Here is a 25,183-nt window from a genome sequence, read left to right as displayed (position 1 = left end):
TGTGCGGCTGCGCTTCGCTTGCCGCGAGCGGGGGCTCCGCCACCCGCACCCCCCTTGCGCCTTCGCTTCGCTCGGCTGCTGTGGTTGCTCGCCGCTGACACGGTTCCAGCTGGGGCTGAGCGCCGCGTCGACGGTTCCGGCTGGGGCTGGCCGGTCTTGCACGGTTGTGTGCTCGGGGTTGCTCGCTCCTAAACGGCTCAGGTTGGGGTCGGCCGCCGCCCGACAGCTTCCGGGCTGGGTTGCTCGCCGCTGGACAGTTGCCGCTGCGGCTTCTCGGCCTGCGCGGTTGCCGGTTCGGGTTGCCCGCGTCGGAACAGGTGCCGGATGCGGAGGGCAGTCGGCGGTTCATCTGCCCGGCCCGCGGATCTGTCTGACCGGTCGGTGGATCTGTCCGGCCGTCGGCGGAGCCGGCTGGGATGTACGATGGGCGTCTAATTTGACGGCTATCGAAGGAGGCTGGGGTGGTTGGACTTCCCGAGGTGATGCGGGGGTTGGAGCAGCCGACGTTGGATGGGCCTGGAGCTCTGCGGCTCGTGGATGGGATTGGGGTGCCGGTCGCGGGGGCCGGGGAAGTGTTGGTGCGGGTGGGGGCGGCGGGGGTGAACTTTGCGGATGTGATGCAGACGCGGGGGACGTATGACGGTGGGCCGCAGGCGCCTTATCTGGCTGGGTTTGAGGCTGCGGGGGAAGTGGTTGCGCTCGGAGAAGGGGTGAATGCGGTCTCGGTGGGGGATCGGGTGATCGGGACTGGCTATGGGGCGTTCGCCGAGTACATGGTGATGGGGGCGGACTCTGTGGCGGCGGTGCCGGCTGGGTGGAGCGATGAGCAGGCGCTGGGGTTGGTGTTGAACTGGGCTACCGCGCTGGCGGCGTTGCGGCCGTTGGGGAGGTTGGGTTTGGGGGAGACCGTGTTGGTTCACGCCGCGGCGGGTGCGGTCGGGCAGGCGGCTGTGCGGATGGCGAAGTACTACGGGGCGACTGTGGTCGGGACCGCCTCTGCTGAGAAGCATGAGGTGGTACGGCGGTTGGGGGCTGATCACGTGATCGACTACCGGACCGCGGATCTGACGGGAGAAGTACTGCGACTCACTGGCGGCCGGGGCGTGGACGTCGTACTCGAGTCCGTTGGGGGCGAGACGTTCCGTCAGAGTGTGGCTGTGGCGAAGCGGGTGACGGGGAAGGTGATCGTGTACGGCGTCGCTGGTGGGGAGGCGTCGATCAGCAACTGGGAGCTGAACTTCAGGCACCAGGTGCACGTGATCGGACTGCACATCGGCGTGCTGACTCAGCAGGCGCCGGAGATCTTCGCCGAGTTGATGGACGAGCTGAACCGTCTGATCGCATTGGGTGTCTACCCGCCGGGGGAGCCAACTGTGTACGACTTGGCCGATGGTCCGAAGGCTTTGGCCGAGTTGGAGGCGCGCGCGACGGTCGGGAAGATCGCGCTCAGGCCGTGACGGACTGAGCCACGCGGAGGCCTAGGTCTTCGATGGCGAAGGTTGGGTGGGAACGGCGCCGGACGGTAGAGCCCACGGAGCGTTCGGGGTCGTCGAAGCCGCCGCCGCGGAAGATGCGGTAGGAGCCGTACGTCGCTGGGTCGTAGAGGTCCCAGCACCATTCCCAGACGTTGCCGAGCATGTCGTGCAGTCCCCACGCGTTGGGAGCCTTCTGGCCGACGGTATGCGCTCGCCCACCCGCGTTGTCGGCGTACCAGGCGATGTCGTCGAGGGGGCCGTAGCGGTACGCCGGGATGCCTGTGGTGCAGGCGTGTTGCCACTCGGCCTCCGTTGGCAGGCGGTAGCCGGGTGAGGTCCAGTCGCACGTGATCTCTTCACCATCGATCGCATACGCGGTGGAGAGACCGTCGTCGGCGGACAACTTGTTGCACAGGGCAACTGCGTCGTACCAGCTGAGGCCGGTCAGAGGTCTGTTGTCAGTTCCGGCGACCGGGTAGCGGGCGAGTCGGAAGTCGGACAGCGTTACCTGCCAGCGGGTGTTGAGGCGGTCGTCCCGGAGGGCGATGGTGCCCGCTGGGATGTCGACCATGGGAAGCATCGTCCAACCGTACGTGCGTCAGTAGTACCTCCTCAGCTTCGGCCATAGCGTGGACCAGGGCTCGGCGGTTCCGGCGCACTGGACGATCACAGTGCCGTCCTCGTCGTTGGAGACGATGTTGTCGATCGTGCCGACCTGTGAGCAGTCCCGGAAATGGTCCTCGAATGATGGGGTCCGCTCCATCTCGACGAGAAGGACCGGTCCGGTGTTGGTGTCCGGCGGGATGCCCCAGTCGGCGAAGCTCATGTGACCGGAGTACGCCGGTGGCAGTCCGTGGGAAGGTCCGTAGCGGAGTAGCGCGCCGGCTTCGCCGTAGTTGCCGGCGAAGATCGTGGCTGTCGATCGTTGTTCCGGTGGGATTCGCTCCCACGCGGCCGCGACGGCGGTCGTCAACGTCGGCCAGCCGATCTGCTCGCCTTGCTCCTTGTTCACCGGGATCACGAAGTCGACGGCCGACGCTGGAAGCACCGGCAAGGTGAACAGGGCTGAGGTTAGAGCGGTGAGTACGAATCCGACGAACGCGGCAGTCCGGTGGCGATCGATCCAGCCGAGCGCTGGCTCGCAGCCGGCTGCCACGAGTACGAGCAATAAGGGCAGGGCGTAGTACGACTTGCCGCCGACTGCTAGCACGACGACGCACAGCAGCGGATAGGCCAAGGCGACGGATCGGGCCCACGGCATCCGCCACAGTCGGCGGAATCCTGCTATCCAGATCGGCACCAGGAACGGTGACAGTTGCAGGAGCTGGAGGGGGATGAACATGATGCGGTTCTCGGTGCCGTCGTCTTCGCTGATGCCGCCTGCGACGGTGAGTTGGGGCCAGTCGTGCTGGAACTGCCAGATCACGTTCGGCAGGGCGACCAGGCCGGCTACCGCGATGCCGGCCGGCAACCACCAGGACCGCAGCACGTCGCGGGGACCGACGGCAAGCAAGGAGATGAGCAGGGCGGCGATCGGGAGTACGACGAGGTACTTGTTCTCCAAGGCGATGCCGGCTGTCAGGCCGAGCGCGAGCCACCAGCGGCCGTCACCGGTTCGGAGGAGCTTGACCGCGAAGAGGCCGATCAGCATCCATGCCAAGAGGTCGTAGGTTGCCGTCGATACCAGGTGGCCGACGCCTACCACGAACCCGGATACCGCGGCGCAGACTGCGGCTAGTAGTTGGCCGCGGCGGTCGCTGCCGAACTCTCTTGCGATTAGTGCCACTACGATGACTGTGATCACGCAGCTGATAGTTGATAGCACGCGGAGGCCCATCACGGTGTCGCCGAACACGGTCGTTGAGAGCCGCGCGAGTAGTGGGGTCAGTGGTGGCTGGTCGATGTATCCCCAGGCGAGGTGGCGGCCGGCGGCCATGAAGTAGAGCTCGTCGCGGTGGTACCCGTACCGCCCGGACAGGGCCGTCAGCACGAGGCCGACGATGACCGCGACGGACACGACGGGGCGAGCTGCGAAGGCAGGCACTGGTGGGCGGGTCATGCAGGGAATGTTGTCAGCCGATCGGGTCCCTCGCCAGGAACTGATTCGGAACTTCCAGAGACGCCACCGACAGAGGCCGCCACCGGGAGCAACTGCAGGCGGTCACCAGCGGTAGCTCACTCCACCCGCGGTGGGTAGCCGCCGGCGGTAGGCCACGCCGCGCACGGAGAGTAGCTGGGACCGGACACTGTCAGTGAGGGATGATTTGATATGTCAACCGGACAACAGGTGAGGTGACGGCGTGGCGTTGTTGTACGAGCGGATCTGCGCGGAGGTTCTGGAGCAGATCCGGCGCGGTGTTCTCCGGCCGGGTGATCGGGTGCCGTCGGAGATGGAACTGGCCGCGCAGTTCCAGGTCAGCCGGATCACCTCGAAGCGAGCCCTCGAGGTGCTGCGGGAGGCCGGGCTGGTCGAGCGCATCCGCGGCAAGGGGACGTTCGTCGTACGACGGCTGCCCGATCTGACCGGGGTCACGGTGCCGCTCCGCGGACGCCCGCGGCAGGAAGCCCGGTCGATCGCGCTCATCGTGCCGGACATGTCGGAGGCGTACGGCCTGGACCTGCTGAACGCGATCGAGGAGCGCTGCGCGGAGTACGGCGCCCACCTGGTCATCCGGCGAACCCACGGGCGGCAGACCGACGAGGAGAAGGCCGTGGACTCGCTGGTGACGTCCGTGGACGGCCTGATCGTGTTCCCGGTGCACGGCGACTTCTACAACGCCAGCCTGCTCCGGCAGGTGCTGGCCGGCTATCCGGTGGTGCTCGTCGACCGGCATCTGTCCGGGATCCCGGTCTCGGCGGTGCACACCGACAACGTGGCGGCCGCACGGGCGCTGACGTCACGCCTGCTCGACCAGGGGCACCAGCACATCGCCTTCCTCTCCCCACCGCCGGTGAACACGTCCTCGATCGAGGAACGGCTGGAAGGGTTCCGATCCGCGTTCGGAGAGCGCGGACGGGCCTATGAGTTGACCGATCTGCGCAGCACACTGCCCGGCTCGACCACCACCGAGAGCGTGCGGGCGGACATGGAGGTGATCCGCGCGTTCCGCGACCGGCTGCCGGAGGTGACGGCGTACTTCGCGTGTGAGTACAACCTGGCCCGGATGGTGGATCGTGCGTTGGGCGGCGACCGGGTGATCGCGTGTTTCGACTCACCGGGGGACTCCATCGGCGGACCGCCGTACCTGCACGTGAAGCAGAACGAGACGGAGATGGGGCGGCGTGCAGTCGATCTGCTGCTCGCTCAGCTGCGTGGTGAGGCGGTGCCGAGCGTGTCCATGGTGCCGTTCGAGATAGTCGATGCCGTCGGCAACACCTGACTTTCGGCAGTACGGCGGTAGCCGCGCGACTGTGTAGCGTCTGGGCATGAAGTGGCGGCGCCTGGGAGACGTGGGCCTATGGGCCGCGCTGAGCTTCCTCGTGCTCGCGGAGAGCGGTGCCCGCAGCGATCCGTACTGGTTCCAGGCCGCATGCATCGGCGTACTGTTGCTCGCCATCTTCAACCGCCGCAGATGGCCGCTGGCGTCCCTGACTGTGGTCGCGCTGGCGGAGATCCTCATCCTCGCCTTCGCACTCGGTACGACGAACGGCGTGCAGATCGCACTGGTCCCGGCGATCACCTTGCTGAGCTATCTGGCTGGACGGCGAGAGACACAGCTCAAGCACTTCGTGATGGTGTGCAGTTGGTCGCTCAGCGGCATGCTAGTGCTCGCACTCCTCATCCAGAGAGACACTCAGGTCACCGAAGCGATCCTGAGCTGGCTGCTGATGCTCCTGCTCGCTCTGCTGTTCGTCGTGCTGCCGTGGCTGATCGGCCGGTACCGCGCACAGCAGGCGTTGCTCGCCACGGCCGGCTGGGAGCGGGCCGAGCGGATCGAGCGTGAGCAGCGGATGGCGATCGACCAGGAGCGGTTGCGAGAGCGCTCTCGGATCGCCGAGGACATGCACGATTCGGTCGGCCACGAGCTGAGTCTGATCGCACTGCAGGCTGCTGCTCTGGAGCTCGATCCCTCGTTGCCGGAGCAGCACCGAAGCGCCGCAACGTCCTTGCGTGAGGCGGCGGCCACGGCGACCGAGCGGCTCGGCGAGATCGTCAGCGTGCTGCGGGATGCGGATGCGGATGCGGATGCGCCGGTGGTGCCGCACGACGAGACTGTCGGCGCACTGATCGACCGGGCCGCCGCATCCGGGCTGGCGGTGCGCCTGATCGAGGAGGGCGACGGGGAGTGTTCTCCGATGGTGGATCGGGCCGTGCATCGCGTCGTCCAGGAGTCGCTGACCAATGCCAGCAAGCACGCACCGGGTGCGGTGGTGACGGTGACGGTCACGTCCACTGATGACGACGTACGCGTTGCGGTCGCGGACACGGGTGCCACGCGGGCCCTCCAGTCCAGGTCCACGAGCGGCCGTGGACTAGAGGGGCTGAGAGAGCGGGTCCGGCTGGTCGGCGGATCGTTGACAGCCGGGCCGCGAGACAGCGGTGGCTTCGAGGTGGTCGCAACGATTCCCCGAGCAGGTGGCCGTCCGGAGCCGCCGGCGGTTCCCACTGCGGCGGTCGAACGGGCCACGGTACGCCGGAGTGCCCGGCGCGGCCTGATCACCGCCATCGCCGCGCCGCTGATCCTCGGCGCGGTCGTCGGTGTGGTTGCCTTGGGCTACTACCTGGTGGCCGGCTACAGCTCGATCCTGCGGCCGAGTCAGTACGACGCCCTGACCCTCGGGCAGTCCGAGGACGAGGTGCGCAAGGCACTTCCCGCAATGCAGATGATCGACCCGCCCACCGAGCGCTATGACCCGCCGGCCGGGTGGAGTTGCCGCTACTACCGTCCGGACGGTCCCTTCTCGATCAACTACGCCTACCGGCTGTGCTTCAGCGAAGGCGTTCTCGTCGCCAAGGCGATCGCGCAGACCGGTTCAGTGCCACCGACCCCGGAGGGGAACAGATGATCAGGGTCATGCTGGCCGACGACGAGGCGATGGTGCGGGCCGGCGTACGCGCGATCCTCGGCACCGACGACGCGATCGAGGTCGTTGCCGAAGCAGCCGATGGGGTGGAGGCCGTGGAGGCGGTACGGCGGCATCGGCCGGACGTCGCCGTACTCGACATCCGGATGCCACGGATGGATGGACTGGCCGCGGGTGCCGAGATCCGGCGGATCGTGCCCGAGACGGCGGTAGTCATGCTGACGACGTTCTCCGAAGACGCGTACATCGCCCGTGCACTCGGCGACGGCGCGAGTGGCTTCCTGCTGAAGTCCGGCGATCCGCGGGAGCTGATCGCCGGCCTGAAAGCTGTCGCGGAAGGCGCCGCCTATCTGTCGCCACGCGTTGCCCAACGCGTGATTGCCGAGCTCAGCGCCGGATCCGGTGGCGGTGCGATGGCCCGGGCCGCGGCTGCGAAGGAACAGGTCGCCGTACTGAGTCCACGCGAGCTGGAGGTGCTCGGACTGGTCGGTGCCGGATTGTCGAACGCCGAGATCGCCGGACGGCTCTTCCTGGTCGAAGGGACCGTGAAGGCGTACGTCAGCGCCATCCTGCTCAGACTGGCGGTGAAGAACCGGGTCCAGGCCGCGATCGTCGCCTACGAAGCCGGTCTGGTGACCTCCTGAGCAGTCAACTGACGCCGGGGTACTCGTCGTGGCGACGCTCCGGGTCGTGACATGGTGAGGACACCGTGTCATGGGATAGTGGTCCCTCCCGGAGCCGTCACCTCCGGAACGCACCCAGCAGCCTCCGGGGGCACCGCCCCCTCTCAGAGAATCGGGGATCCAGGTCGTGACCGACTCGCATAACTCCGGACAGCACAAGGACCGGGAAGCGGCGGCGGCCGAGGTCCGGAGAATGTGGCAGCCGACCCCTTCCTGGAGTCAGCCGGACCCCAACCATGACGCCGACCCGGAAGCCGCCGAGACCGACGAGAAGCCGGACGCGCTCTCCCCGGAGTTCCAGAGCGACTTGTGGTCCCGCCAGGCCGGTCAGCAGGCGCCCTGGACCCAGCCTCAGACCCCGCCCCCGGCCCAGCCGCCGACCCCGTCCTGGACGCAGCCGGCCGCGGAGTCCAACGGCTCGTGGACCCAGCCGGCCGCCGAGTCCGACGACTTCGACGAGTCGGGCGACACCGAGGCCGCCGAAGCCACGCCGGAGCAGGCTGACGGTCAGACCGACGTCGGAACGACGCCTCCCGCGCCACAAGGACCTAACACGCCGGTCTTCGGCGGCTCGTCCTTCCACGGCTCCGGCTCAGGACAGAGCCCGGCCGGTGGCCCGGCGCAAGGCGGTCAGCAGCTGTCCCCGGCTGCCCAGCACTTCTTCCCGCAAGGCATCCCCGGTCAGCACCCTCCGCAGCAGCAGCGCGAGGTGTCCTACCGCACCGACGAGCTGATGCAGGCCCTGCCGCTGCCGCGGGAGGCTCCGGCCGAGCGCGGCGTACGGAGTGTGCTGAAGCTGCGTCCGGGCACCTCCGAGCGGTCGGAGCGGATCGCGCGGGCGACTGCCGCGACCGCGTTCCGCCGCCCGGTGACGATCGTCGTCGCGAACCCCAAGGGTGGCTCCGGCAAGACGCCGACCACGCTGCTGCTCGCCGGTGCGCTCGGTCAGGCCCGCGGTGGCGGTGTGGTCGCGTGGGACAACAACGAGCTGCGCGGAAACATGCACCTGCGCACGCACGACACGAACGCCCGGTCCACCGTCACGGACATGCTCCAGGCGATGCAGATGCTGACCCAGCCGGACGCCCGGCTCGGCGACGTGGCGGCGTACCTGCGGCACCAGGTCGCCGGTCAGTACGACGTCCTGACCTCGGCAACCACGACGTACGCGCAGATCGAGGCGAAGGACTTCGACCAGATCCACCGGCTGCTGAGCCGCTTCTACAAGGTGCTCGTGATCGACACCGGCAACAACGAGGGCTCCAGCAACTGGCGCGAGGCGATGAAGGCGGCCGACGCCCTCGTCATCCCGATCAAGTGGAAGAGCCTGTCCTGCGCGGCCGCGGTGCAGATGCTCGAGGAGCTCGACAACCAGGGCCCGGAGGCGCAGCGCCTGATCCGCCGCGCGGTGATCGCGGTCTCGAACGGTCCCGGCGACGTGAACAAGGAGGTCGAGAAGCAGCTCCGCCCGTACTTCGAGTCCCGTGCGGCCGCTGTGATCGACATCCCGACCGACATGCACATCGCCGCCGAGGGTCCGCTCGACCACTCCGCCCTCCAGCCGGCCACCCGTCGCGCCGGCCTGGAGTTGGCGGCCAAGGTGTCCGAGCAGGTCACGATCGCCCTGAACGTTCCTCGCTGAGGACGGCCGGCGCGGGCGTGATCTCAAGCGTCGCGTTTCGTGAGAACGCGACTGCCGAGCGTTAGACCGCCTACCGCCCAAAGGATGAGCACTGCGGCGCTCAGAGTGGGGGAGAGCGGGTCGGTGGTGCCGGTCAGGTAGTTCTGGCCGGCACCGCCCGGCAGCAGGGCCGCAAGCCAGACCAGTGGGCGCAGTGAGCTCTGGCTGAGCATCAGCGGGACGACCAGGAGCAGCAGGAACGCCACAGTCAGAGTCCCGGCCGTACTGCGGACGACCCACGCGATCCCAGCGGCGAACAGTCCGGCCGCGGTCGCGTAGAAGCCGACCGACAGCAGGTCCACCGCGAACGAGCTCCCGTCCCAGTCGGCCCAGGAGCCCGCAGCCAGTCCGCCCACAATGGATGCGACCGCGGCCAGCAATAGTCCGTAGCCGAACAGCACCGGTGCCAGTACGACCGCCTTCGCCAGTACGACGTTGCGCCGGACCGGAGTCCACTGGAGCGTGGAACGGATGCTGCCAGTTGCGTACTCGGACGTCACGGTCAGCAGTGCGAAGGCGGCCACGACCACCTGCACGATCAGGATGACTGACGAGCCGAAACCACCGACCGCCTGCTTCCCCGCGAGATCGCCCGGCTCGAGATGGGTGTTCTCGTAGGCGAGGTTGAAGCCGTACTGGAGGCCTAGGAGCGCCGTCAGCAGTGCGGCCGAGACGATGTTCAGCCAGCTGGACCGGACTGTCCAGAGCTTGGTCCACTCCGAGCGGACGGCGTTCATCGCTTCCCTGCTTCCATGAGTTGAGGCTCTACCTGAGCTTGAGGTTTCCTTCGGCGCAGCCGATGCCGGACGAGCTCGACGATGAGGGTCACCATGAGCGCCAGACCGATGCCGAGGATCACGCCCTTGAGCGGGTTGTCCTCGAAGGCCTTACCGCCGATGTAGCCGACCAGGGTGCAGTACAGACCCCAGCTGGTGGCAGCCAGCCCGGCGTACGTCGAGAACTTGCGCAGGGGGTAGCGCACCGACCCCATCGTCAGCGTGACGGCGGTGCGCCCGCCGGGCACGTACCGAGCGACAACGAGCACCAGTCCGCCTCGCTCAGCTAGCGCTCGCCGTGCCCACAGCACAGCTGCGTGCCGTCTGGTCCCTGGCTTCATCCGGTCCAGGAGCCGTCCACCGGCGCCGCGGCCGAGCGCATAGGACACGTGGTCGCCGATGAACGCGCCGATCGCCGCGACCACGATCACGGCGTACAGGTTGGGTTCGCCGTTGGCCGCTGCGAACACTCCCGCGGTGACGACCAGCGTCTCGCTCGGGATCGCCGGGAAGAAGCCATCCAGCGCGGCGAAGCCCCACAATGCGAGGTAGATCCACCACGAGGACATCAGCTCTTCGGCGAAGTGCAGGAGCTGGTCACTCACGATGCCACCGCCACGCCGTACTGAACGCTGTCCGCGGTGAGCTCCATGTAGGCCTCCTCCAGCGAGGCCCGCTCGGTGTGCAACTCGTGCAGCCGTACGCCGAGCTCGTGAGCCAGATCGCCGACCCGCTCCACCGGTACACCGGTCACGACCAGCCGATCATCCGAGGACGTGGACTCCACTCGTTCCGCCTCTCCGATCAGCCGGTCCCGCAGGACGGCGCGCTGCCCATGATCGGGGACGCGGATCGCGACCGTGGTGCGGGACGACCCCGCAATGACGTCCGCCACGGGTGCGTCGGCGATCAGCCGGCCACGGCCGATCACGACGAGCTGGTCGGCGGTCAGCTGCATCTCACTCATCAGATGGCTGGACACGAACACCGTCCGGCCCTCGGCCGCGAGTGAGCGCATCAGTTGGCGGACCCAACGGACGCCGTCGGGGTCGAGGCCGTTCACCGGCTCGTCGAACATCAGCACCTCGGGATCACCGAGCAGTGCGCCCGCGATGCCGAGGCGCTGGCCCATGCCGAGCGAGAACTGCCCGGACCGCTTCCGGGCGACCGAGTCCAGGCCGACGACCGACAACACCTCGTCGACCCGGCTGACCGGGAGGCCGTTGCTGCGAGCCATCGCGATCAGGTGGTTGCGGGCCGTCCGGCGCGGGTGCAGTGCCTTGGCATCCAGCAGCGCGCCGACTTTGGTCAGTGGTGCCGGCCAGGCGGCGTACGGGCGTCCGCCGACCAGCGCAGTGCCTTCGGTCGGAGCGTCGAGGCCGAGGATCATCCGCATCGTGGTCGATTTGCCGGCGCCGTTCGGGCCGAGGAAGCCGGTCACCCGGCCGGGAGAGACGGTGAGGTCGAGCGAATCCACCGCACGGGTGTCGCCGTACCTCTTGGTGAGTCCTTCGAGAGTGATCACGCTCTTGAACCTAGGAATTCGGGCACCCCGGCCACATCGGACCAAGGGCTGGCCCGACCCCCGACTTTCGTCAGGTCCCGCGAGCCTGTGGATACGCCGTCAGGGCGCGGCGCCGGAGTCGATACCATCTGTGGCGTGACCGGCAATCGGCCGGCCACGCGGACCCGAGGAGTGAACGTGTCGGAAGTCAAGGTCCATCTGATCGGCGTCGAGGGCGAGGCTGAGCGGAGTGTGACCGAGACGACGACGATCGGGGAGCTGTTCGCCGAGATCTTCGGCCAGGACCGCTCCGCCATCGCCGCCCGCGTCAACGGTGAGCTGCGGGATCTGTCCCGGGTGGTCGCGGACGGCGACGAGATCGAGCCCGTGAAGGCATCGTCGGAGGACGGCCGGGCGATCATCCGGCACTCGACCGCGCACGTGCTCGCGCAGGCCGTGCAGGATCTGTTCCCGGACGCGAAGCTGGGCATCGGCCCGCCGGTGGAGAACGGGTTCTACTACGACTTCGACGTCCCCACGCCGTTCACGCCGGACGACCTGGGCAAGCTCGAGAAGAAGATGCAGCAGATCATCAAGGAGCGGCAGCGGTTCAGCCGGCGGGTGGTCTCCGACGACGACGCGCGGACCGAGCTGGCCACCGAGCCGTACAAGCTCGAGCTGATCGGCATCAAGGGCTCCGCGGCCGATGCGGCCGAAGGGGCGAGTGTGGAGGTCGGCGGCGGCGAGCTGACGATCTACGACAACGTCCGGCGTGACGACAGCGTCGCGTGGAAGGACCTGTGCCGTGGCCCGCACGTCCCGGCCACGGGGTACCTGGGCAACTTCAAGCTGATGCGGACGGCCGCGGCGTACTGGCGGGGGAGCGAGAAGAACCCGCAACTTCAGCGGATCTACGGCACGGCGTGGGAGTCCCGCGATGAGCTGAAGGCGTACCTGACCCGCCTCGAGGAGGCGGCCAAGCGCGACCACCGCAAGCTGGGCAGCGAGCTCGACCTGTTCAGCTTCCCGGACGAGATCGGCTCGGGGCTCGCGGTGTTCCACCCCAAGGGCGGCGTGCTGCGGAAGGTGATGGAGGACTACTCCCGCCAGCGGCACGTCGAGGACGGGTACGAGTTCGTCTACTCGCCGCACATCACCAAGGCGCAGTTGTTCGAGACCTCGGGCCACCTGGACTGGTACGCCGACGGCATGTACCCGCCCATGCACCTGGACGAGGAGCGTGGCGCGGACGGGCAGATCCGCAAGCAGGGCCAGGACTACTACCTGAAGCCGATGAACTGCCCGATGCACAACCTGATCTTCGCCGCCCGCGGCCGGTCCTACCGGGAGCTGCCGCTGCGGCTGTTCGAGTTCGGCACGGTCTACCGGCTGGAGAAGTCCGGCGTCGTGCACGGCATGACCCGGGCTCGCGGTTTCACCCAGGACGACGCGCACATCTACTGCACCCGTGAGCAGATGCGCGACGAGCTGCGCGACCTGCTCACGTTCGTGCTCGGCCTGCTCGCCGACTACGGCCTGGACGACTTCTACCTCGAGCTCTCGACCAAGAACCCGGACAAGTTCGTCGGGTCCGACGAGGTCTGGGACGAGGCCACCGAGACCCTGCGGGAAGTTGCCGAGGGCTCCGGTCTCGAGCTGGTCCCGGACCCGGGCGGTGCCGCGTTCTACGGTCCGAAGATCTCGGTCCAGACCAAGGACGCGATCGGCCGGACCTGGCAGATGTCGACGATCCAGCTGGACTTCAACCTGCCGGAGCGGTTCGAGCTGGAGTACACGGCGCCGGACGGTTCCCGGCAGCGGCCGGTGATGATCCACCGCGCGCTGTTCGGCTCGATCGAGCGCTTCGTCGCCGTACTGACCGAGCACTACGCCGGCGCCTTCCCGCCCTGGCTGGCCCCGGTCCAGGTGATCGGCATCCCGATCACCGACGGCCACGTGGACTACCTGTACGACGTCGCCGCGCAGCTGAAGGCGCAGGGGATCCGGGTCGAGGTGGACTCCTCCGACGACCGGATGCAGAAGAAGATCCGGAATGCGCAGAAATCCAAGGTGCCGTACATGCTGATCGCCGGTGACGAGGACATGGCCGCCGGGTCGGTGTCCTTCCGCTACCGCGACGGCACGCAGAAGAACGGCATCCCGATCGCCGACGCCGTCGCCGAGATCATCGAGTCCGTCCAGAAGCGCATGCAGGTATGACAGGTACCCCCGACGACCCGTCCGCCACCGATCAGCCGTTCCCTGCTGGCGCGCCGGACTCGCCGTACGCGCCGGATGAGCTCGAGGTGCAGGACGGGGTCGGGGTGCCGGATCCGTTCATGCGGTTGTGGACGCCGCATCGGATGGCCTACATCGAGGGTGAGAACAAGCCGACCAGTTCGGAGGCCGGCTCGGGGTGCCCGTTCTGCCGGCTGCCGGGTCTGCCGGATGCCGATGCGCTGATCGTGCACCGGGGCGAGGCGGCGTACGCGGTGCTGAACCTGTATCCGTACAACCCCGGTCACCTGATGGTCGTGCCCTACCGGCACGTCGCCGACTACACCGAGCTGACAGCCGACGAGGTCACCGATGTCTCCACGCTCACCCGGCAGGCGATGCAAGCGATCCGGACGGTGTCGGGAGCGCACGGCTTCAACATCGGCATGAACCAAGGCGAGATCGCCGGCGCCGGGATCGCGGCCCACCTGCATCAGCATGTCGTACCGCGGTGGGCCGGCGACACCAACTTCATGCCGGCCATCGCCCACACCAAGGTCCTGCCGCAACTACTCCCGGACACCAGAGCGTTGCTCGCCAAGTCCTGGCCCAGCGAGCCGTAAACGCAGATCGCCCCACCCGAAACAGCGGGTGGGCCGATCGTCGAGCTACTCGCCGGCCGCCGGACTGGACCGGAAAGTTGGTCAGCGCAGGAACAGCGGCAGCAGAGGGTCGACGATTCCCATCAGGGTGTCCAGTGAGACCTCGCGCGCGGGGTTGGTCAGGCAGGTCACCCGGACGACGCGGCGGCCCTGGCGGAAGACCAGCTCACCCTGCTCGGGCAGGTAATAGCCGGGTTGGCCGATCGGGGCGAGGCGAGGTGGGGGCGTTCCCTGGGCCTCCGGGATGCTCGGCTGGTCGAACGCCTCCACGATCGACACCGTCGCGTCGAACGTCCCCCAGATGCAGGTCAAGGCGCCGTTCACCCGGTAGTCCCGCCGCAGTTGGACGTGCAGCCCGACGAACCGCTCGGCCGCCGAGTTGGACACCTGGCACGCCGCGTCCGCCTGCCGCGCCGGCCGAAGAGACCTGGGTACGGCGTCCCGCGCAGCTGCCGCGATCTCGACAGCCTTGGCCCGGTCGATTCCGTCCGCGGTACTGCGGTCGATCCCACCGGCCGGGGTGATCCGCACAGCCCGGTCGCCGACGCGGAAGACCAGGCGCGACTCGGCGATCCGGGCCTCCGGGCCGAGCTCGGACAGCGGCTCGACGGTGCCGGCGTCGGCCATCAGCCGGCTGAGGGAGTCGGGCTGGCTCGGGAGCGCACTGACGCCGATCGTCACGACGCGGTCCTGGACGAGCAGGGTGCACAGGTCCATCGACGGGAGGCCGCCGTCGTTCCAGGCGTTCGGCTTCGCGGTGACGGGGACGCGAAGTTTCGCGGTCAGCGTGCGGGCGATCGCCGTACACACCTGCGGTCCGGGGGCGCCCGCCGTACCGTCCAGCCCTTCGGCCTGTGGGGGAGCGATCACGGTGGGCACGACCGCTGGGGCCGCTGTGATTCGTGGCTGAGAGTGGTCGGCCTTCCGCGCGACCGAGCACCCGGCGGTCGCCACCAGCACGGCGACCACGCCCGCCAGCACCCGTCGCATCCGGCACCTCCCTGCCCCCAGCATCGCGCGATCGCAGGTCTCCCGCAGGCTGAATGGAGTGCCTTGTCACCGGATGGTGATCCGGCTGGACTACGATCGCGTCGCCATGCTTAACAGATTCCGGCAGTTCTGGACCAAGGTGATCGCCCCGATCGCCAACCTCCTGCTCAAGCTCGGCGTGAGCGCCGACGCGGTCACGCTGGTGGGCACCCTCGGGGTGTCCGCCGCTGCGCTGATCTTCTTCCCACGCGGCCAGATCTGGCTGGGCGTGGTGATCATCACCTGCTTCGTGTTCTCCGACATGATCGACGGCTACATGGCCCGGACCTCGGGGACGTCGTCGAAGTGGGGGTCGTACCTGGACTCCACACTGGACCGGCTCGGCGACGCCGCGATCTTCGGCGGCCTGGTGATGTACTACGCCAACGCGAACGCCGGCGACTCCACGCTGATGGCCGCGGTCACCCTGTGGGCGCTGGTGATGGGCGCGACCACGTCGTACGCGCGGGCGAAGGCGGAGAGTCTGGGCCTGAAGGCGAGCGGCGGGCTGGCCGAGCGGGCGGACCGGCTGGTCTCGGTGCTCGTGGTCGGCTTCTTCTCCGACGTCTTCAACCTGCCGATCCTGCTGGAGATCGTCCTCTGGGCGCTCGCCGTCGCCAGCACGATCACGGTGATCCAGCGGACGCTCGGGGTCCGCAAGCAGGTCCTGGCCGACCCGGCCAACGCAGGCCTGGACACGCCGCCGCCGGCCGAACCCGACGCGAAGAGCTGACGAGTGGACAGCCTTCGCCAGCGGGCTGTCGATCTGGCTTTCGCCCTCGCATGGCTCCTGGTACGACGCCTGCCCGAGCGGACCGTTACCTGGCTGTTCCGCCAGGTCGCGGACCGCGTCGTACGGCGCAACGGCCGGGGCGTACGGCGGTTGCGCGGCAATCTGGCCGTGGTCTGTCCGGAGGCGAGCCCGAGTGAGCTCGATGCGCTGTCGCTGGCGGGGATGCGCTCGTACCTGCGCTACTGGCAGGAGGCGTTCCGGCTGCCGGAGTGGACGGACGAGGAGATCGTCGGCAGTGTCCGGACGGTCAACGAGAAGCTGCTGCGGGATGCGTACGCGGCGGGTCGCGGGGTGATCTGTGCGCTGCCGCACCTGGCGAATTACGACCACGCGGGCGCTTGGGCGGGCCTGACCGGGATGCCGGTCTCCACCGTGGCCGAGCGCTTGCAACCCGAGTCGCTGTTCGACCGCTTCATCGCCTACCGCAAGAGGCTGGGGATGGAAGTCCTTCCGCTGACAGGCGGTGACCACGACGTCACCGGCGTACTCGCGGAGCGCCTGCGCGCGGGTGGTTTCGTCTGTCTGGTGGCCGATCGGGACCTGTCCGAGAGCGGTGTCCCAGTGACTTTCTTCGGCCGCCCGTCCCGGATGCCGGCCGGCCCGGCTGCCCTCAGCCTGCGAACGGGCGCACCCCTCATCCCGGCCACCCTGCATTACGACGGCCCCGACCTCGTCATCACGTTCCACGACACGATCGACCCCGAAGGCGGCACGAGCGCGATGACCCAACGCTGTGCCGACGCCTTCGCCGCCGGCATCGCCGCCCACCCCCAGGACTGGCACATGCTGCAGAGGATTTTCCTCGACGAGTAAGAATCATCCCGTGAGGATCGGTGTGGTGTGTCCGTACTCGCTGGGGACGCCTGGTGGGGTGCAGAACCACGTTCGCGATCTTGCCGAGGCGCTACTCCAGGTGGGGCATGAGGTGTCGGTGCTCGCTCCGGTGGACGCTTCTGACCGGGTTCCGCCGTACGTCGTCTCGTCGGGCCGGGCGGTCGGGGTGCCGTACAACGGGTCGGTCGCGCGGGTCACCTTCGGGCCGCGGACGGCGGCCCGGGTGAAGAGCTGGCTGGCCGAGGGTGACTTCGACGTGGTCCACGTGCATGAGCCGACCACGCCGAGTGCGTCGATCATCGCGCTCTGGTCGGCCGGTGGGCCGTTCGTCGCGACGTTCCACACCTGGCAGGTTCGGTCGCGTGCGATGAGTGCGGCGTCCAGCCTGCTGCGGCCGGCGCTGGAGAAGATCGATGCCCGGATCGCCGTCTCGGAGAACGCCCGGTCGATGATGGTCCAGCACATCGGCGGCGAGGCCGTGGTCATCCCGAACGGGCTGTACACGGACCGCTTCAAAGGCAGCCCGCGCCGCGAGTGGCAGGGCGCTGACGGCACCATCAGCATCCTCGGTCGTCTGGACGAACCCCGCAAAGGACTCGGCGTCCTGATGAAGGCGGTCCCCGCCCTGGTCGCCGAGCGGCCTGGCCTGAGGGTGCTCGTCGCCGGCGCGGGGCAGGCCGACGATGCTCGCCGGGTGCTCCCGGCGCATTGTCGCGACAACGTCCTGTTCCTGGGCGCAGTCGATGACGAGGCCCGTGCGGACATGCTGGCCGGTTCGGATCTCTACATCGCGCCCCATCTGGGTGGTGAGAGCTTCGGCATCGTGCTGCTCGAGGCCATGGCAGCCGGTGCTCCGGTGCTGGCGAGTGATCTGGCGGCGTTCCGTCAGGTGCTCGACGGTGGTGCGTTGGGGGAGCTGTTCGAGCCGGGCAACGTGCAGGAGCTCACCACGCGCGCACTGCGCCTCCTGGACGCGCCCAAGGAGCGTGACCGGCTCCGCGCTGCTGGACTGAGCGCCGTACGGCGCTATGACTGGTCAGTGCTGCTCCCGGAGCTGATGTCCGTCTATGAGCTCGTGGCTCGGCGGTAGCGCTCCGCCAGCACCTGCAGGTACTCCGTCAGCTCCGGAGGCCCATCGCGTACGTCGAAGTCCGCGTCGAGCAGACTCAGGTGGACCGCCAGGCTCTGCACCGTGTCCGCCCCAGTCTCAAGCAGACACGTGCGCGAGCCGATCGGCTCGACCACCCCAACCGCAGGCGTCAGCCGTTCGGCCAGCGCCGCCGCCGGAACATGTACGACGACCGCTGCGCGGTACCGCCAGGCCGCTGCGGACACCCGCCGGGACACGTACGCCGCAACGTCGCCACCCTCGGGCAGGTCACGCGGACTGAACCGCGGACCGGTCGGGATCCGCGGCTGTACCCGATCGACCCGAAACGTCCGCCAGTCCTGCTTCTCCAGGTCGAACGCGACCAGATACCAGCGCCGACCCCAGTTGACCAACCGATGCGGCTCTACCCGCCGGAGCGTCGATTCACCGCCGTGAGCCGAGTAGTCGAACCGCAACTGCTCCCTGTCCCGGCACAGCCCAGCCAACTGCGTCAGCAGCTCAGGATCGACCTCTGGACCAGCCAGGTCGGACGGGACCTGCACGGTGTAGCTGGCCAACGCACTGACTCGCCTGCGTAGCCGAGACGGCAGCACCTGCTCCAGCTTGGTGAGGGCGCGCAGTGACATCTCCTCGACACCCGCAACGCCTGCTGCCTTGCGCAGACCTATGACGACCGCCACCGCCTCGTCGTCGTCCAGCAACAGTGGTGGCAGCGTCCCGCCGGCGCCCAGCCGGTACCCGCCCACTGAGCCACGCGTCGCGTCGACCGGGTAGCCCAACGCCCGCAGCCGCTCGATATCGCTCCGGACCGTCCGCGGACTCACCTGCAACTTCTCGGCGAGCTCAGCACCGGTCCAGTCGCGGGGTGACTGCAGCAAGGTCAGCAGCTTGAGCAGCCTGGCGGAAGTCTCGATCATGTCCGGAAGTCTGCCAGGTCATTAGGAAGCTATCCCGCCTAATGGACTTCTAGCGTTGAGCCATGACGAACAACACCGAGATCCGACCCTTCCGCATCGAGATCCCGCAGGCCGACCTGGACGACCTGCGCGACCGGCTGGCCCGGACCCGCTGGACCGGCGAGCTCGACATCGATTACACCGGCGCCGTCCAGACCGGACCACTCCCGCCCGAGTGGGAGTACGGCGTACCGCTGTCCTACGTGCGGCGGCTGACCGAGCAGTGGCTGACGACGTACGACTGGCGCGCGCGGGAGGAGCGGCTGAACTCCTACCCGCAGTTCGTGACCGAGATCGACGGGCAGACGGTCCACTTCCTGCACGTCCGCTCGGCCGACCCGGACGCGATCCCGCTGATCCTGACGCACGGCTGGCCGAACACCTTCCTCGAGTACGTCGACCTGATCGAGCCGCTGACCGCGCCGGCCAACGGCGAGCAGGCGTTCCACCTGGTCATCCCGTCCATCCCGGGCTTCGGCTTCTCCGGACCGACGCACGAGCGAGGCTGGAACCGCTACCGCACCGCGGCCGCGTGGGCCGAGCTGATGCGCCGGCTCGGCTACGAGCGGTACGGCGCTCACGGCAACGACGGTGGTTCGTACGTGTCGCCGGAGGTCGGCCGCGTCGACCCGGAGCACGTGATCGGCGTACACGTGACGCAGCTGTTCTCGTTCCCGAGCGGGAACCCGGGTGAGCTGGACAACCTGACCGCGGAGGAGGAGGGGTACCTGCAGTTCCTGCAGTTCTTCAACGACAACATGGGTGGGTACGCGAAACTGCAGGAGCAGACCCCGCAGAACGTCGCGCACGCGCTGGCCGATTCGCCGACCGGGCAGCTGGCGTGGGTTGCGCAGCTGCTGAGCGGGTGCAGCGACGAGCACGTGCTCACCAACGCGACCATCTACTGGCTGACGAACACCGGTGCGTCATCGGCTCGCTTCTACTACGAGGACAAGCACGCCGAACACCCGAAGGAGCCCACCACCGCGCCGACCGGGCTGGCCAGCTTCGCGTTCGACTTCCGGCCGCTGCGCCGGCTCGCCGAGCGGGACCACGCGAACATCGTGTCCTGGCACGAGTTCGACCGCGGCAGCCACTGGGCGACGCAGGACGCGCCGGATCTGCTGCTGCAGGACCTTCGGGGGTTCTTCGCGGCGCTGAAGTGATCAGCGGCGAGTACGGAAGGCATTGAGGAGTGCACTGCGGGCGTCACCCGGCAGGGCGTCGGCGGGCAGGCCGGTGAGGGCCTGTGCCGTCTGGCGCATCTGCTCGAGGTAGCGCCCGCAGCCGTCGCACAGGGCGAGGTGGTCGATGAAGTCCTGCTCCGCCTCAGGGCTCAGGGCACCCTCGAGGAACGCCGTCACCTGCTCGACGAACTCACGACATTCCAATTCGCTCATGAGTAATAATCCTCCAGTTTGCCGCGCAGGAACGCACGCGCTCGATGCAACAGCACCCGTTGATTGGCCGGCGTGATCCCGAGCAGTTCGCAGACTTCGTCGTACGGGCAGCCCTCGATGTCTCGCAGTACGACGACGACCCGCTGGCGCTCGGGGAGCTCGGCCAGGGCCTCGGTCAGGTACGCGCGGACCTCACCACTCAGCAGACCCTGCTCGGGCGACGGCCAGGCCGCCGGAAAGTCCCACCAGTGGCCCGGGAACGGGTCGCCGGCCGGGCGGAAGCGGCTCGGGTCCACGGTCGGGCCGGAGTCGTCGACGCTGCTCATCGGAACGACCTTGTACTCGCGGACGCCGCGGCGCTTGGCCGTATTCGTGAGGATCCGGTAGACCCAGGTCTTGAGCGAGGAGCGGCCTTCGAACCGGTCGATGCCCTCGATCACCGCGAGCCATGTCTCCTGCACGACCTCCGCGGCCGACTCCTCGGTCGACACGAACGACCGGGCCAGCCGCAGCATCCCGCCGGACCACCCATCCAGCAGCGTCGCGAACGCGTCCTCGTCCCCGGTCCGCAACCGCTCGAGGAGGACGTCGTCAGCCATCGGCTCAGCGTAGCGGGACCGCATGCCGCTGAACCCAGACGAGTGCGGCACCGGCCAAGGCGACCGCGCCGGTGATCATCCAGCCGGACACGTAGACGCCGGCCTGCTTGCTCAAGGCACCGAAGACGAGCGCGAACGGGGTGAACAGCAACCACGAGACCGCACTGATCCCGGAGGCCACGCCGGTCCGGATCGTCGACGGTACGGCGTCGTGCAGCAGGTGGCTGAGGTGGATGCCGATGACCACCAGTAGGAAGGTCAGCGCGACCATGGCGGCGGTCAGCGCGGCCAGGTTGCGGCTCGTCGTCATGGTCAGACAGGCCGCGATCATGATCAGTACGACGAGTGCCACCGGGAGCAATCGGTCGAGGTGGAGCCGGCTCGCCAGCAGGCCGCCGATGCCGAGCGTCCCGACCAGGAGCGCCCAGAACGGTCCGTAGTACGAGGCCTGTGTCTTCAGGGTGATCAGCCACAGCGGACCGAACTCGAACATCGCTTGCAGGAGCATCGCACCCATGACGGTGGCCGCCGCGATCGGGACGAGCCGGCCGCGGTGGGTGATCGCGCGGTAGGTGACGACCAGGTGGTCCCGCAGTGAGGTCCGCTCGCTGACCTGGTGCAGCCTGGGCTCGCGGAACCGGCTCAGCGCGACGAGGTAGAGCAACGCGAACGGCAGCGTCAGGAAGTACGTCGCCCGTGGCGAAAGCGCAGCCGCGATCCATCCACCGGCCAAGGCGCTTCCGACCAGCGCGACGCTCTCGACGAACCGCACCCAGCCGATCCGCCGCTCGTACTCCGCACTGTCCCCGGTCTCCTCGAGCACCACGTCGTACACGATCGCCTCGACGGTTCCGGAGTACATCGCGAAGTAGATCCCGAGGATCAGCGCCGCAACGATGTACGTCACCACGTTCTGGCTGATCGCGCCGATGAACACGCTCACCAGCAGCGCCACTCCGGCCACCATCAGTACGCCCCGCCGCGACCACCGATCCGCCAGCACCCCGGAGACAACCTCCGCCACCGGCACCAGCGCCGCGTACGCCGCGGCCATCAGGCCGATCGTCGCCGCGTCGAAGCCGATCCCTACCAGGAACAACTTCTCGACCGGTACCCAGAACCCGACGCCCTGCAGGAAGCCGGCAACCCACAAGGGCACGAGCCGCGCACCCACGTGCGGACGAGTCTGCAACATGACAACTCCAGGGCTGAGTGGATCCGGTCAGCCCTGCAGTGTCATGAGGGTGGAGAAGCGTTACACCAGCTTCGCGGCGGTGGCGTTGATCGCGTCGAAGTCGCCGGGCGCCGGGTGCCAGGGGAGCTGTAGCGGGTCGTCCTGGTAGCGGGGGATGACGTGCAGGTGGGTGTGGAAGACGGACTGCCAGGCAGCCTCGCCGATGCAGCTGAGGAGGTTGGCGCCGTCGGCGTCCAGGCGCTCGATCACCCGGCCGACGAGCGACTGCGCGAGCAGAGTCGCAGCGATGAGGTCCTCGGCATCGGCCTCGCGGAGGTCGGTGGAGTGGGCCCGCGGGATCACCAGCAGATGCCCGGCGGTCGCCGGGTTGATGTCCATGAAGGCGATCGCCTGGTCGGTCTCGGCCACCCGCGTCGACGCAATGGTGCCGGCCACGATCCCGCAGAAGAGACAGTTCTCGCTCATCGGCCCAGGCTATACACTGCGCGAGCCGAACCCTGCCCATCCTTGGGCCCACCTCGAGGAGCCCGATGTCGGACGAACTCCTGCGGCCGACCATCGCGGCCGCCGCCCGATCCACGGCCCGCCCGTGGCGGCTGCTGTACCTGGGGTACGTCGCTGTGCTCGGCGGGATCCTGCCCGCCACCTGGCTCTCGTTCGTGAACAGCCGCCGCCTCGGAGTCAGTCCGGCCCGGCGACTGCTGATCGTCGTCATCGGGCTGACCGGACTCGTCGCCGAGATCCTGGTGGCCGGCTGGCTGTTCGGCGGCGACGACGGCCAGGCTTTGGCGCGGCTGACGCCGGTCCGCGTGATCGCCGCGCTGGCCTACCTGGTCCAGATGCGCCTGCAGCTCCCGATGGAGCGTGCGTTCCAGTTGCGTGGCGGCGAGCACGCGACCCGGTTCGGCGCCGGCCACATCGTCCTGATCGGAGTCGGTGTCATGGTTGAGGTCCTGATCGTCCTGGTGGCCGGATCATGACCGAACCGGCGGAATCCCGCCTGCAACTGGCCGGCCACTGGCTGCAGATCGGCCGTCCGGAGCGAGCGCTGGGCGAGCTCGACGCGCTGCCCGGCGATGCGGCGCTCGACGTGCGCGCCTACCTGTTCCGCGGTACGGCGCTCCACCAGCTGGATCGGAACGCCGAAGCCATCGACGTACTGCAGGACGGGCTCGGCCGGCACGGACCGTTCCCGCCGCTGCTGCAGGTGCTGGGCTACGCGCTGCGGGCCGAGGGCCGGCTGTCCGAGGCCGAGTCGGTGTTCCTGCAGGGGCTGAGTCTCGACCCGACCGACCCGGATCTGCTGATCGGGTACGCCCGCGTGTGCTTGGCCGCCGGACAGGTGGAGAAGGCGAGCGCGCTGGTCGAGCGGGCGGCGTCGCAGGTTCCCGAGAGCGTCGTGGTCTCGGCGGCCCGGGCCGAGGTCGCGTTCGCGCTCGGCAAGGACCGGGACATGCGTCGGCACAGCGTGGAGGCGCTGTCGCACGATCCCGAGGACCCGCACGCGCGGGCGTTGCACGGCACCGCCTCGATGCTGACGGGTGACGCCCGTGCCGGGTACGACTCGCTGCGGTCCGCGGCCGCGTCCCAGCCGGGTGATGCCGACCTGCGTGCCGCTGCTCGTGAGGCCAAGCTGGTCAACCATCCGCTGATGCTGCCGCTGCGCCCGTTCGCGCGGTTCAACCCGCTGGTCGTCTGGATCGGCGCGGTGGCGATCATCTACGGTCTCCGGATCGCCGGTCTGGGGCCGCTGTCGTTCGCCTTCGCCATGGTCTGGCTCGCGTTCTGCGTCTACTCCTGGGTGGTCCCACCGCTAGTCCGCCGCTGGCTCAACAGAAAGTGGGGCCAATGACTGTGCTTTTGGCCTCGCCTCCGGCTCGGCGGGTCATGGGGCTCTACTCCCGGCCTTCCCCCGTCGCTCCGATCGCTGCGCTCCCTCCGCTCCTCAGTCCAGGCCGGGAGGCCCCATGACCAACGACCGGATTGCCGCGTTGCGGAAGGCGGTTGAGGCCACGCCGGATGACGTGCTGCTGAGGCTGGTGCTGGCTGAGTCGCTGGTGAACGCGGATGCCACGGAGGAGGCCCTCGACCAGTACGTCGTACTGCTCGATCAGCATGGTCTCCCGGATGATCAGTTCGTGCCGGTCGGCGAGTTGGCCGCGGCGAACGGGCGGCTCGCGCTCCTGCGCAACCTGCTCGAGGCGGCCCGGCAGCAGGGTGTGGTCGAGGGGACCGGCCGGCTCCAGCAACTCGTGGACGGCATGATCGCCGAGCGCAGCGGCGTACGGATCAAGGTCGGCCCTGAGGAGGAGCTGGACCCCCTGACCGCGGACACCGCCAAGGAGACCACCACCTTCGACCAGGTCGGCGGGATGGAGGACATCAAGCGGGTCATCCACCGGATGGTGATCCTGCCGCTGAGCCGCCCGGAGCTGTACGAGAAGTACGGCCGGAAGTCGGGCGGCGGCGTGATGCTCTACGGCCCGCCCGGCTGCGGCAAGACGCTGCTCGCGCGGGCGACCGCGGGGGAGTGCGGCCTGCCGTTCATCAACGTCCGGATCGAGGACGTGATGGACCCGTACCTCGGCGTCTCGGAGCGGAACCTGCACGCCGCCTTCGAGCGCGCCCGAGCGAACGCGCCGTGCGTCCTGTTCCTCGACGAGCTCGACGCGCTGGCCTTCGCGCGGCACAAGCACGGCGGATCCGAGGCTCGCCGGCTGGTCGACGTACTGCTCCAGGAGCTCGACGCGATCGGCTCCGAGAACGAGGGCCTGCTCGTACTCGCGGCAACCAACGCACCCTGGGACGTGGACGAAGCGATGCTCCGGCCGGGCCGCTTCGACCGGGTGATCTTCGTCCCGCCGCCGGACGAGGCCGCCCGCGCCGACATCCTGTCCGTGCTGGTGAAGGACGTACCGGCCGACGGGCTGGATCTCAAGGCGCTGGCCGGCCAGACGCCGATGTTCAGTGGCGCGGACCTGCGCGCGCTGATCGAGCGCGGCGTCGACCGCGTGATCGACGAGGCCCTCTCGTCCGGTGGCGAGCCGCCGTTGGGCACGCAGCACCTGGCCGAGGCGCTCACCACGGTCAAGCCGTCCACACTCGAGTGGCTGCACCGCGTGCGCTCGTACATCGAGTTCGCCAACCAGAGCGAGCGGTACGACGACGTCGCGGCGTACCTGAAGTCACGCGACGTCCGCCGCCGGCTCAGCCGAGACACCAAAGGCTGAGCCGGTGCGGAGT

Annotated in this window: 25 protein-coding genes; 14 read left to right on the top strand and 11 right to left on the bottom strand. The window is 68.6% G+C overall.

Going from position 1 to position 25,183, the window contains the following annotated elements:
* Nucleotides 1–482: 482 nt before the first annotated feature.
* Complete coding sequence (locus AB0E63_RS38840) at nt 483–1,457, top strand: NADPH:quinone oxidoreductase family protein (RefSeq protein ID WP_360377553.1); 975 nt, start codon at nt 483–485, stop codon at nt 1,455–1,457.
* Here AB0E63_RS38840 and AB0E63_RS38835 read toward each other — a convergent pair.
* Nucleotides 1,447–2,055 carry an SUMF1/EgtB/PvdO family nonheme iron enzyme gene (locus tag AB0E63_RS38835; protein ID WP_360377548.1) on the bottom strand — a complete coding sequence of 203 codons (609 nt, stop codon included), beginning with the start codon at nt 2,053–2,055 and terminating at the stop codon, nt 1,447–1,449. The genes AB0E63_RS38840 and AB0E63_RS38835 overlap by 11 nt on opposite strands.
* A gap of 18 nt (nt 2,056–2,073) precedes the next feature.
* Complete coding sequence (locus AB0E63_RS38830; protein WP_360377546.1) at nt 2,074–3,534, bottom strand: glycosyltransferase family 39 protein; 1,461 nt, start codon at nt 3,532–3,534, stop codon at nt 2,074–2,076.
* Nucleotides 3,535–3,775: 241 nt separating this feature from the next.
* On the opposite strand from AB0E63_RS38830, the gene AB0E63_RS38825 reads away from it, so the two are divergent.
* From AB0E63_RS38825 to AB0E63_RS38810, 4 genes are all read left to right on the top strand, one after another.
* Complete coding sequence (locus tag AB0E63_RS38825; RefSeq protein ID WP_360377544.1) at nt 3,776–4,855, top strand: GntR family transcriptional regulator; 1,080 nt, start codon at nt 3,776–3,778, stop codon at nt 4,853–4,855.
* A 46-nt stretch (nt 4,856–4,901) separates the two neighbouring features.
* The gene (locus AB0E63_RS38820; RefSeq protein WP_360377542.1) at nt 4,902–6,482 is read left to right on the top strand and encodes a histidine kinase; all 1,581 of its coding nucleotides are present in this window, start codon (nt 4,902–4,904) and stop codon (nt 6,480–6,482) included.
* A complete protein-coding gene (locus tag AB0E63_RS38815; RefSeq protein WP_360377539.1) occupies nt 6,479–7,144 on the top strand; it encodes a response regulator transcription factor in 666 nt (221 codons plus the stop codon). The genes AB0E63_RS38820 and AB0E63_RS38815 overlap by 4 nt, the downstream gene beginning before the upstream one ends.
* Nucleotides 7,145–7,310: 166 nt before the next feature.
* Complete coding sequence (locus AB0E63_RS38810) at nt 7,311–8,825, top strand: AAA family ATPase (protein WP_360377537.1); 1,515 nt, start codon at nt 7,311–7,313, stop codon at nt 8,823–8,825.
* A 23-nt stretch (nt 8,826–8,848) separates the two neighbouring features.
* Here the strand turns inward: AB0E63_RS38810 and AB0E63_RS38805 are convergent, their stop codons facing one another.
* The 3 genes from AB0E63_RS38805 to AB0E63_RS38795 are packed head-to-tail and all read right to left on the bottom strand — an operon-like array spanning nt 8,849 to nt 11,165.
* Nucleotides 8,849–9,601 carry an ABC transporter permease gene (locus AB0E63_RS38805; protein WP_360377534.1) on the bottom strand — a complete coding sequence of 251 codons (753 nt, stop codon included), beginning with the start codon at nt 9,599–9,601 and terminating at the stop codon, nt 8,849–8,851.
* Nucleotides 9,598–10,245: a DedA family protein gene (locus tag AB0E63_RS38800; RefSeq protein ID WP_360377531.1), complete on the bottom strand. Its 648-nt coding sequence runs from the start codon at nt 10,243–10,245 to the stop codon at nt 9,598–9,600. The genes AB0E63_RS38805 and AB0E63_RS38800 overlap by 4 nt, the downstream gene beginning before the upstream one ends.
* Nucleotides 10,242–11,165, bottom strand: coding sequence for an ATP-binding cassette domain-containing protein (locus AB0E63_RS38795; RefSeq protein ID WP_360377528.1), 924 nt, complete (start codon nt 11,163–11,165; stop codon nt 10,242–10,244). The genes AB0E63_RS38800 and AB0E63_RS38795 overlap by 4 nt, the downstream gene beginning before the upstream one ends.
* Nucleotides 11,166–11,342: 177 nt before the next feature.
* Between AB0E63_RS38795 and thrS the strand changes: the two genes are divergently transcribed.
* Together thrS and AB0E63_RS38785 are read left to right on the top strand one after the other, a co-directional pair.
* Complete coding sequence (gene thrS / locus AB0E63_RS38790; RefSeq protein WP_360377526.1) at nt 11,343–13,364, top strand: threonine--tRNA ligase; 2,022 nt, start codon at nt 11,343–11,345, stop codon at nt 13,362–13,364.
* A gap of 119 nt (nt 13,365–13,483) precedes the next feature.
* Nucleotides 13,484–13,984: an HIT domain-containing protein gene (locus tag AB0E63_RS38785; protein ID WP_360377551.1), complete on the top strand. Its 501-nt coding sequence runs from the start codon at nt 13,484–13,486 to the stop codon at nt 13,982–13,984.
* A gap of 81 nt (nt 13,985–14,065) precedes the next feature.
* Here the strand turns inward: AB0E63_RS38785 and AB0E63_RS38780 are convergent, their stop codons facing one another.
* Nucleotides 14,066–15,013, bottom strand: coding sequence for a hypothetical protein (locus AB0E63_RS38780; RefSeq protein ID WP_360377523.1), 948 nt, complete (start codon nt 15,011–15,013; stop codon nt 14,066–14,068).
* Between the two features lie 106 nt (nt 15,014–15,119).
* On the opposite strand from AB0E63_RS38780, the gene pgsA reads away from it, so the two are divergent.
* Genes pgsA through AB0E63_RS38765 form a run of 3 tightly spaced genes read left to right on the top strand, consistent with a single transcriptional unit; the run spans nt 15,120 to nt 17,769 of the window.
* Entirely contained in the window at nt 15,120–15,785 is a 666-nt protein-coding gene (pgsA, locus tag AB0E63_RS38775) for a phosphatidylinositol phosphate synthase (RefSeq protein ID WP_360377521.1), read from the top strand.
* Nucleotides 15,786–15,788: 3 nt separating this feature from the next.
* A complete protein-coding gene (locus AB0E63_RS38770) occupies nt 15,789–16,658 on the top strand; it encodes a phosphatidylinositol mannoside acyltransferase (RefSeq protein WP_360377518.1) in 870 nt (289 codons plus the stop codon).
* A gap of 10 nt (nt 16,659–16,668) precedes the next feature.
* Complete coding sequence (locus tag AB0E63_RS38765) at nt 16,669–17,769, top strand: glycosyltransferase family 4 protein (protein WP_360377516.1); 1,101 nt, start codon at nt 16,669–16,671, stop codon at nt 17,767–17,769.
* On the opposite strand, the gene AB0E63_RS38760 is transcribed toward AB0E63_RS38765, so the two are convergent.
* On the bottom strand, nt 17,745–18,707 hold the full coding sequence (locus AB0E63_RS38760) for a transcriptional regulator (RefSeq protein WP_360377513.1): 963 nt from the start codon (nt 18,705–18,707) through the stop codon (nt 17,745–17,747). The genes AB0E63_RS38765 and AB0E63_RS38760 overlap by 25 nt on opposite strands.
* Before the next feature lie 62 nt (nt 18,708–18,769).
* Here AB0E63_RS38760 and AB0E63_RS38755 point away from each other — a divergent pair, with 62 nt between their 5' ends.
* Nucleotides 18,770–19,912: an epoxide hydrolase family protein gene (locus tag AB0E63_RS38755; protein WP_360377510.1), complete on the top strand. Its 1,143-nt coding sequence runs from the start codon at nt 18,770–18,772 to the stop codon at nt 19,910–19,912.
* Here the strand turns inward: AB0E63_RS38755 and AB0E63_RS38750 are convergent, their stop codons facing one another.
* From AB0E63_RS38750 to AB0E63_RS38735, 4 genes are read right to left on the bottom strand one after another with little or no spacing between them, the layout of a single operon-like run.
* On the bottom strand, nt 19,913–20,146 hold the full coding sequence (locus tag AB0E63_RS38750; protein WP_360377508.1) for a zf-HC2 domain-containing protein: 234 nt from the start codon (nt 20,144–20,146) through the stop codon (nt 19,913–19,915). It lies immediately after the preceding gene.
* A complete protein-coding gene (locus tag AB0E63_RS38745) occupies nt 20,143–20,745 on the bottom strand; it encodes a sigma-70 family RNA polymerase sigma factor (RefSeq protein WP_360377505.1) in 603 nt (200 codons plus the stop codon). The genes AB0E63_RS38750 and AB0E63_RS38745 overlap by 4 nt, the downstream gene beginning before the upstream one ends.
* Before the next feature lie 4 nt (nt 20,746–20,749).
* Entirely contained in the window at nt 20,750–21,940 is a 1,191-nt protein-coding gene (locus AB0E63_RS38740; protein ID WP_360377503.1) for an MFS transporter, read from the bottom strand.
* A 60-nt stretch (nt 21,941–22,000) separates the two neighbouring features.
* On the bottom strand, nt 22,001–22,405 hold the full coding sequence (locus AB0E63_RS38735; RefSeq protein WP_360377501.1) for an HIT domain-containing protein: 405 nt from the start codon (nt 22,403–22,405) through the stop codon (nt 22,001–22,003).
* 65 nt (nt 22,406–22,470) lie between these two features.
* Between AB0E63_RS38735 and AB0E63_RS38730 the strand changes: the two genes are divergently transcribed.
* The 3 genes from AB0E63_RS38730 (at nt 22,471) to AB0E63_RS38720 (ending at nt 25,170) form a co-directional block, all read left to right on the top strand.
* Nucleotides 22,471–22,920 (top strand): hypothetical protein, encoded by a 450-nt coding sequence (locus AB0E63_RS38730; protein WP_360377499.1) that lies wholly within the window; start codon nt 22,471–22,473, stop codon nt 22,918–22,920.
* Nucleotides 22,917–23,792 (top strand): tetratricopeptide repeat protein, encoded by an 876-nt coding sequence (locus AB0E63_RS38725; RefSeq protein ID WP_360377496.1) that lies wholly within the window; start codon nt 22,917–22,919, stop codon nt 23,790–23,792. The genes AB0E63_RS38730 and AB0E63_RS38725 overlap by 4 nt, the downstream gene beginning before the upstream one ends.
* A gap of 115 nt (nt 23,793–23,907) precedes the next feature.
* Nucleotides 23,908–25,170 (top strand): AAA family ATPase, encoded by a 1,263-nt coding sequence (locus tag AB0E63_RS38720; protein ID WP_360377494.1) that lies wholly within the window; start codon nt 23,908–23,910, stop codon nt 25,168–25,170.
* Nucleotides 25,171–25,183: the final 13 nt, after the last annotated feature.

It is taken from the genome of Kribbella sp. NPDC026596 (assembly GCF_040638415.1).
Classification (GTDB): Bacteria; Actinomycetota; Actinomycetes; order Propionibacteriales; family Kribbellaceae; genus Kribbella.
The sequence above is the reverse complement of the archived record's forward strand: the minus strand, read 5'-3'. Positions and strand labels throughout refer to the sequence as shown.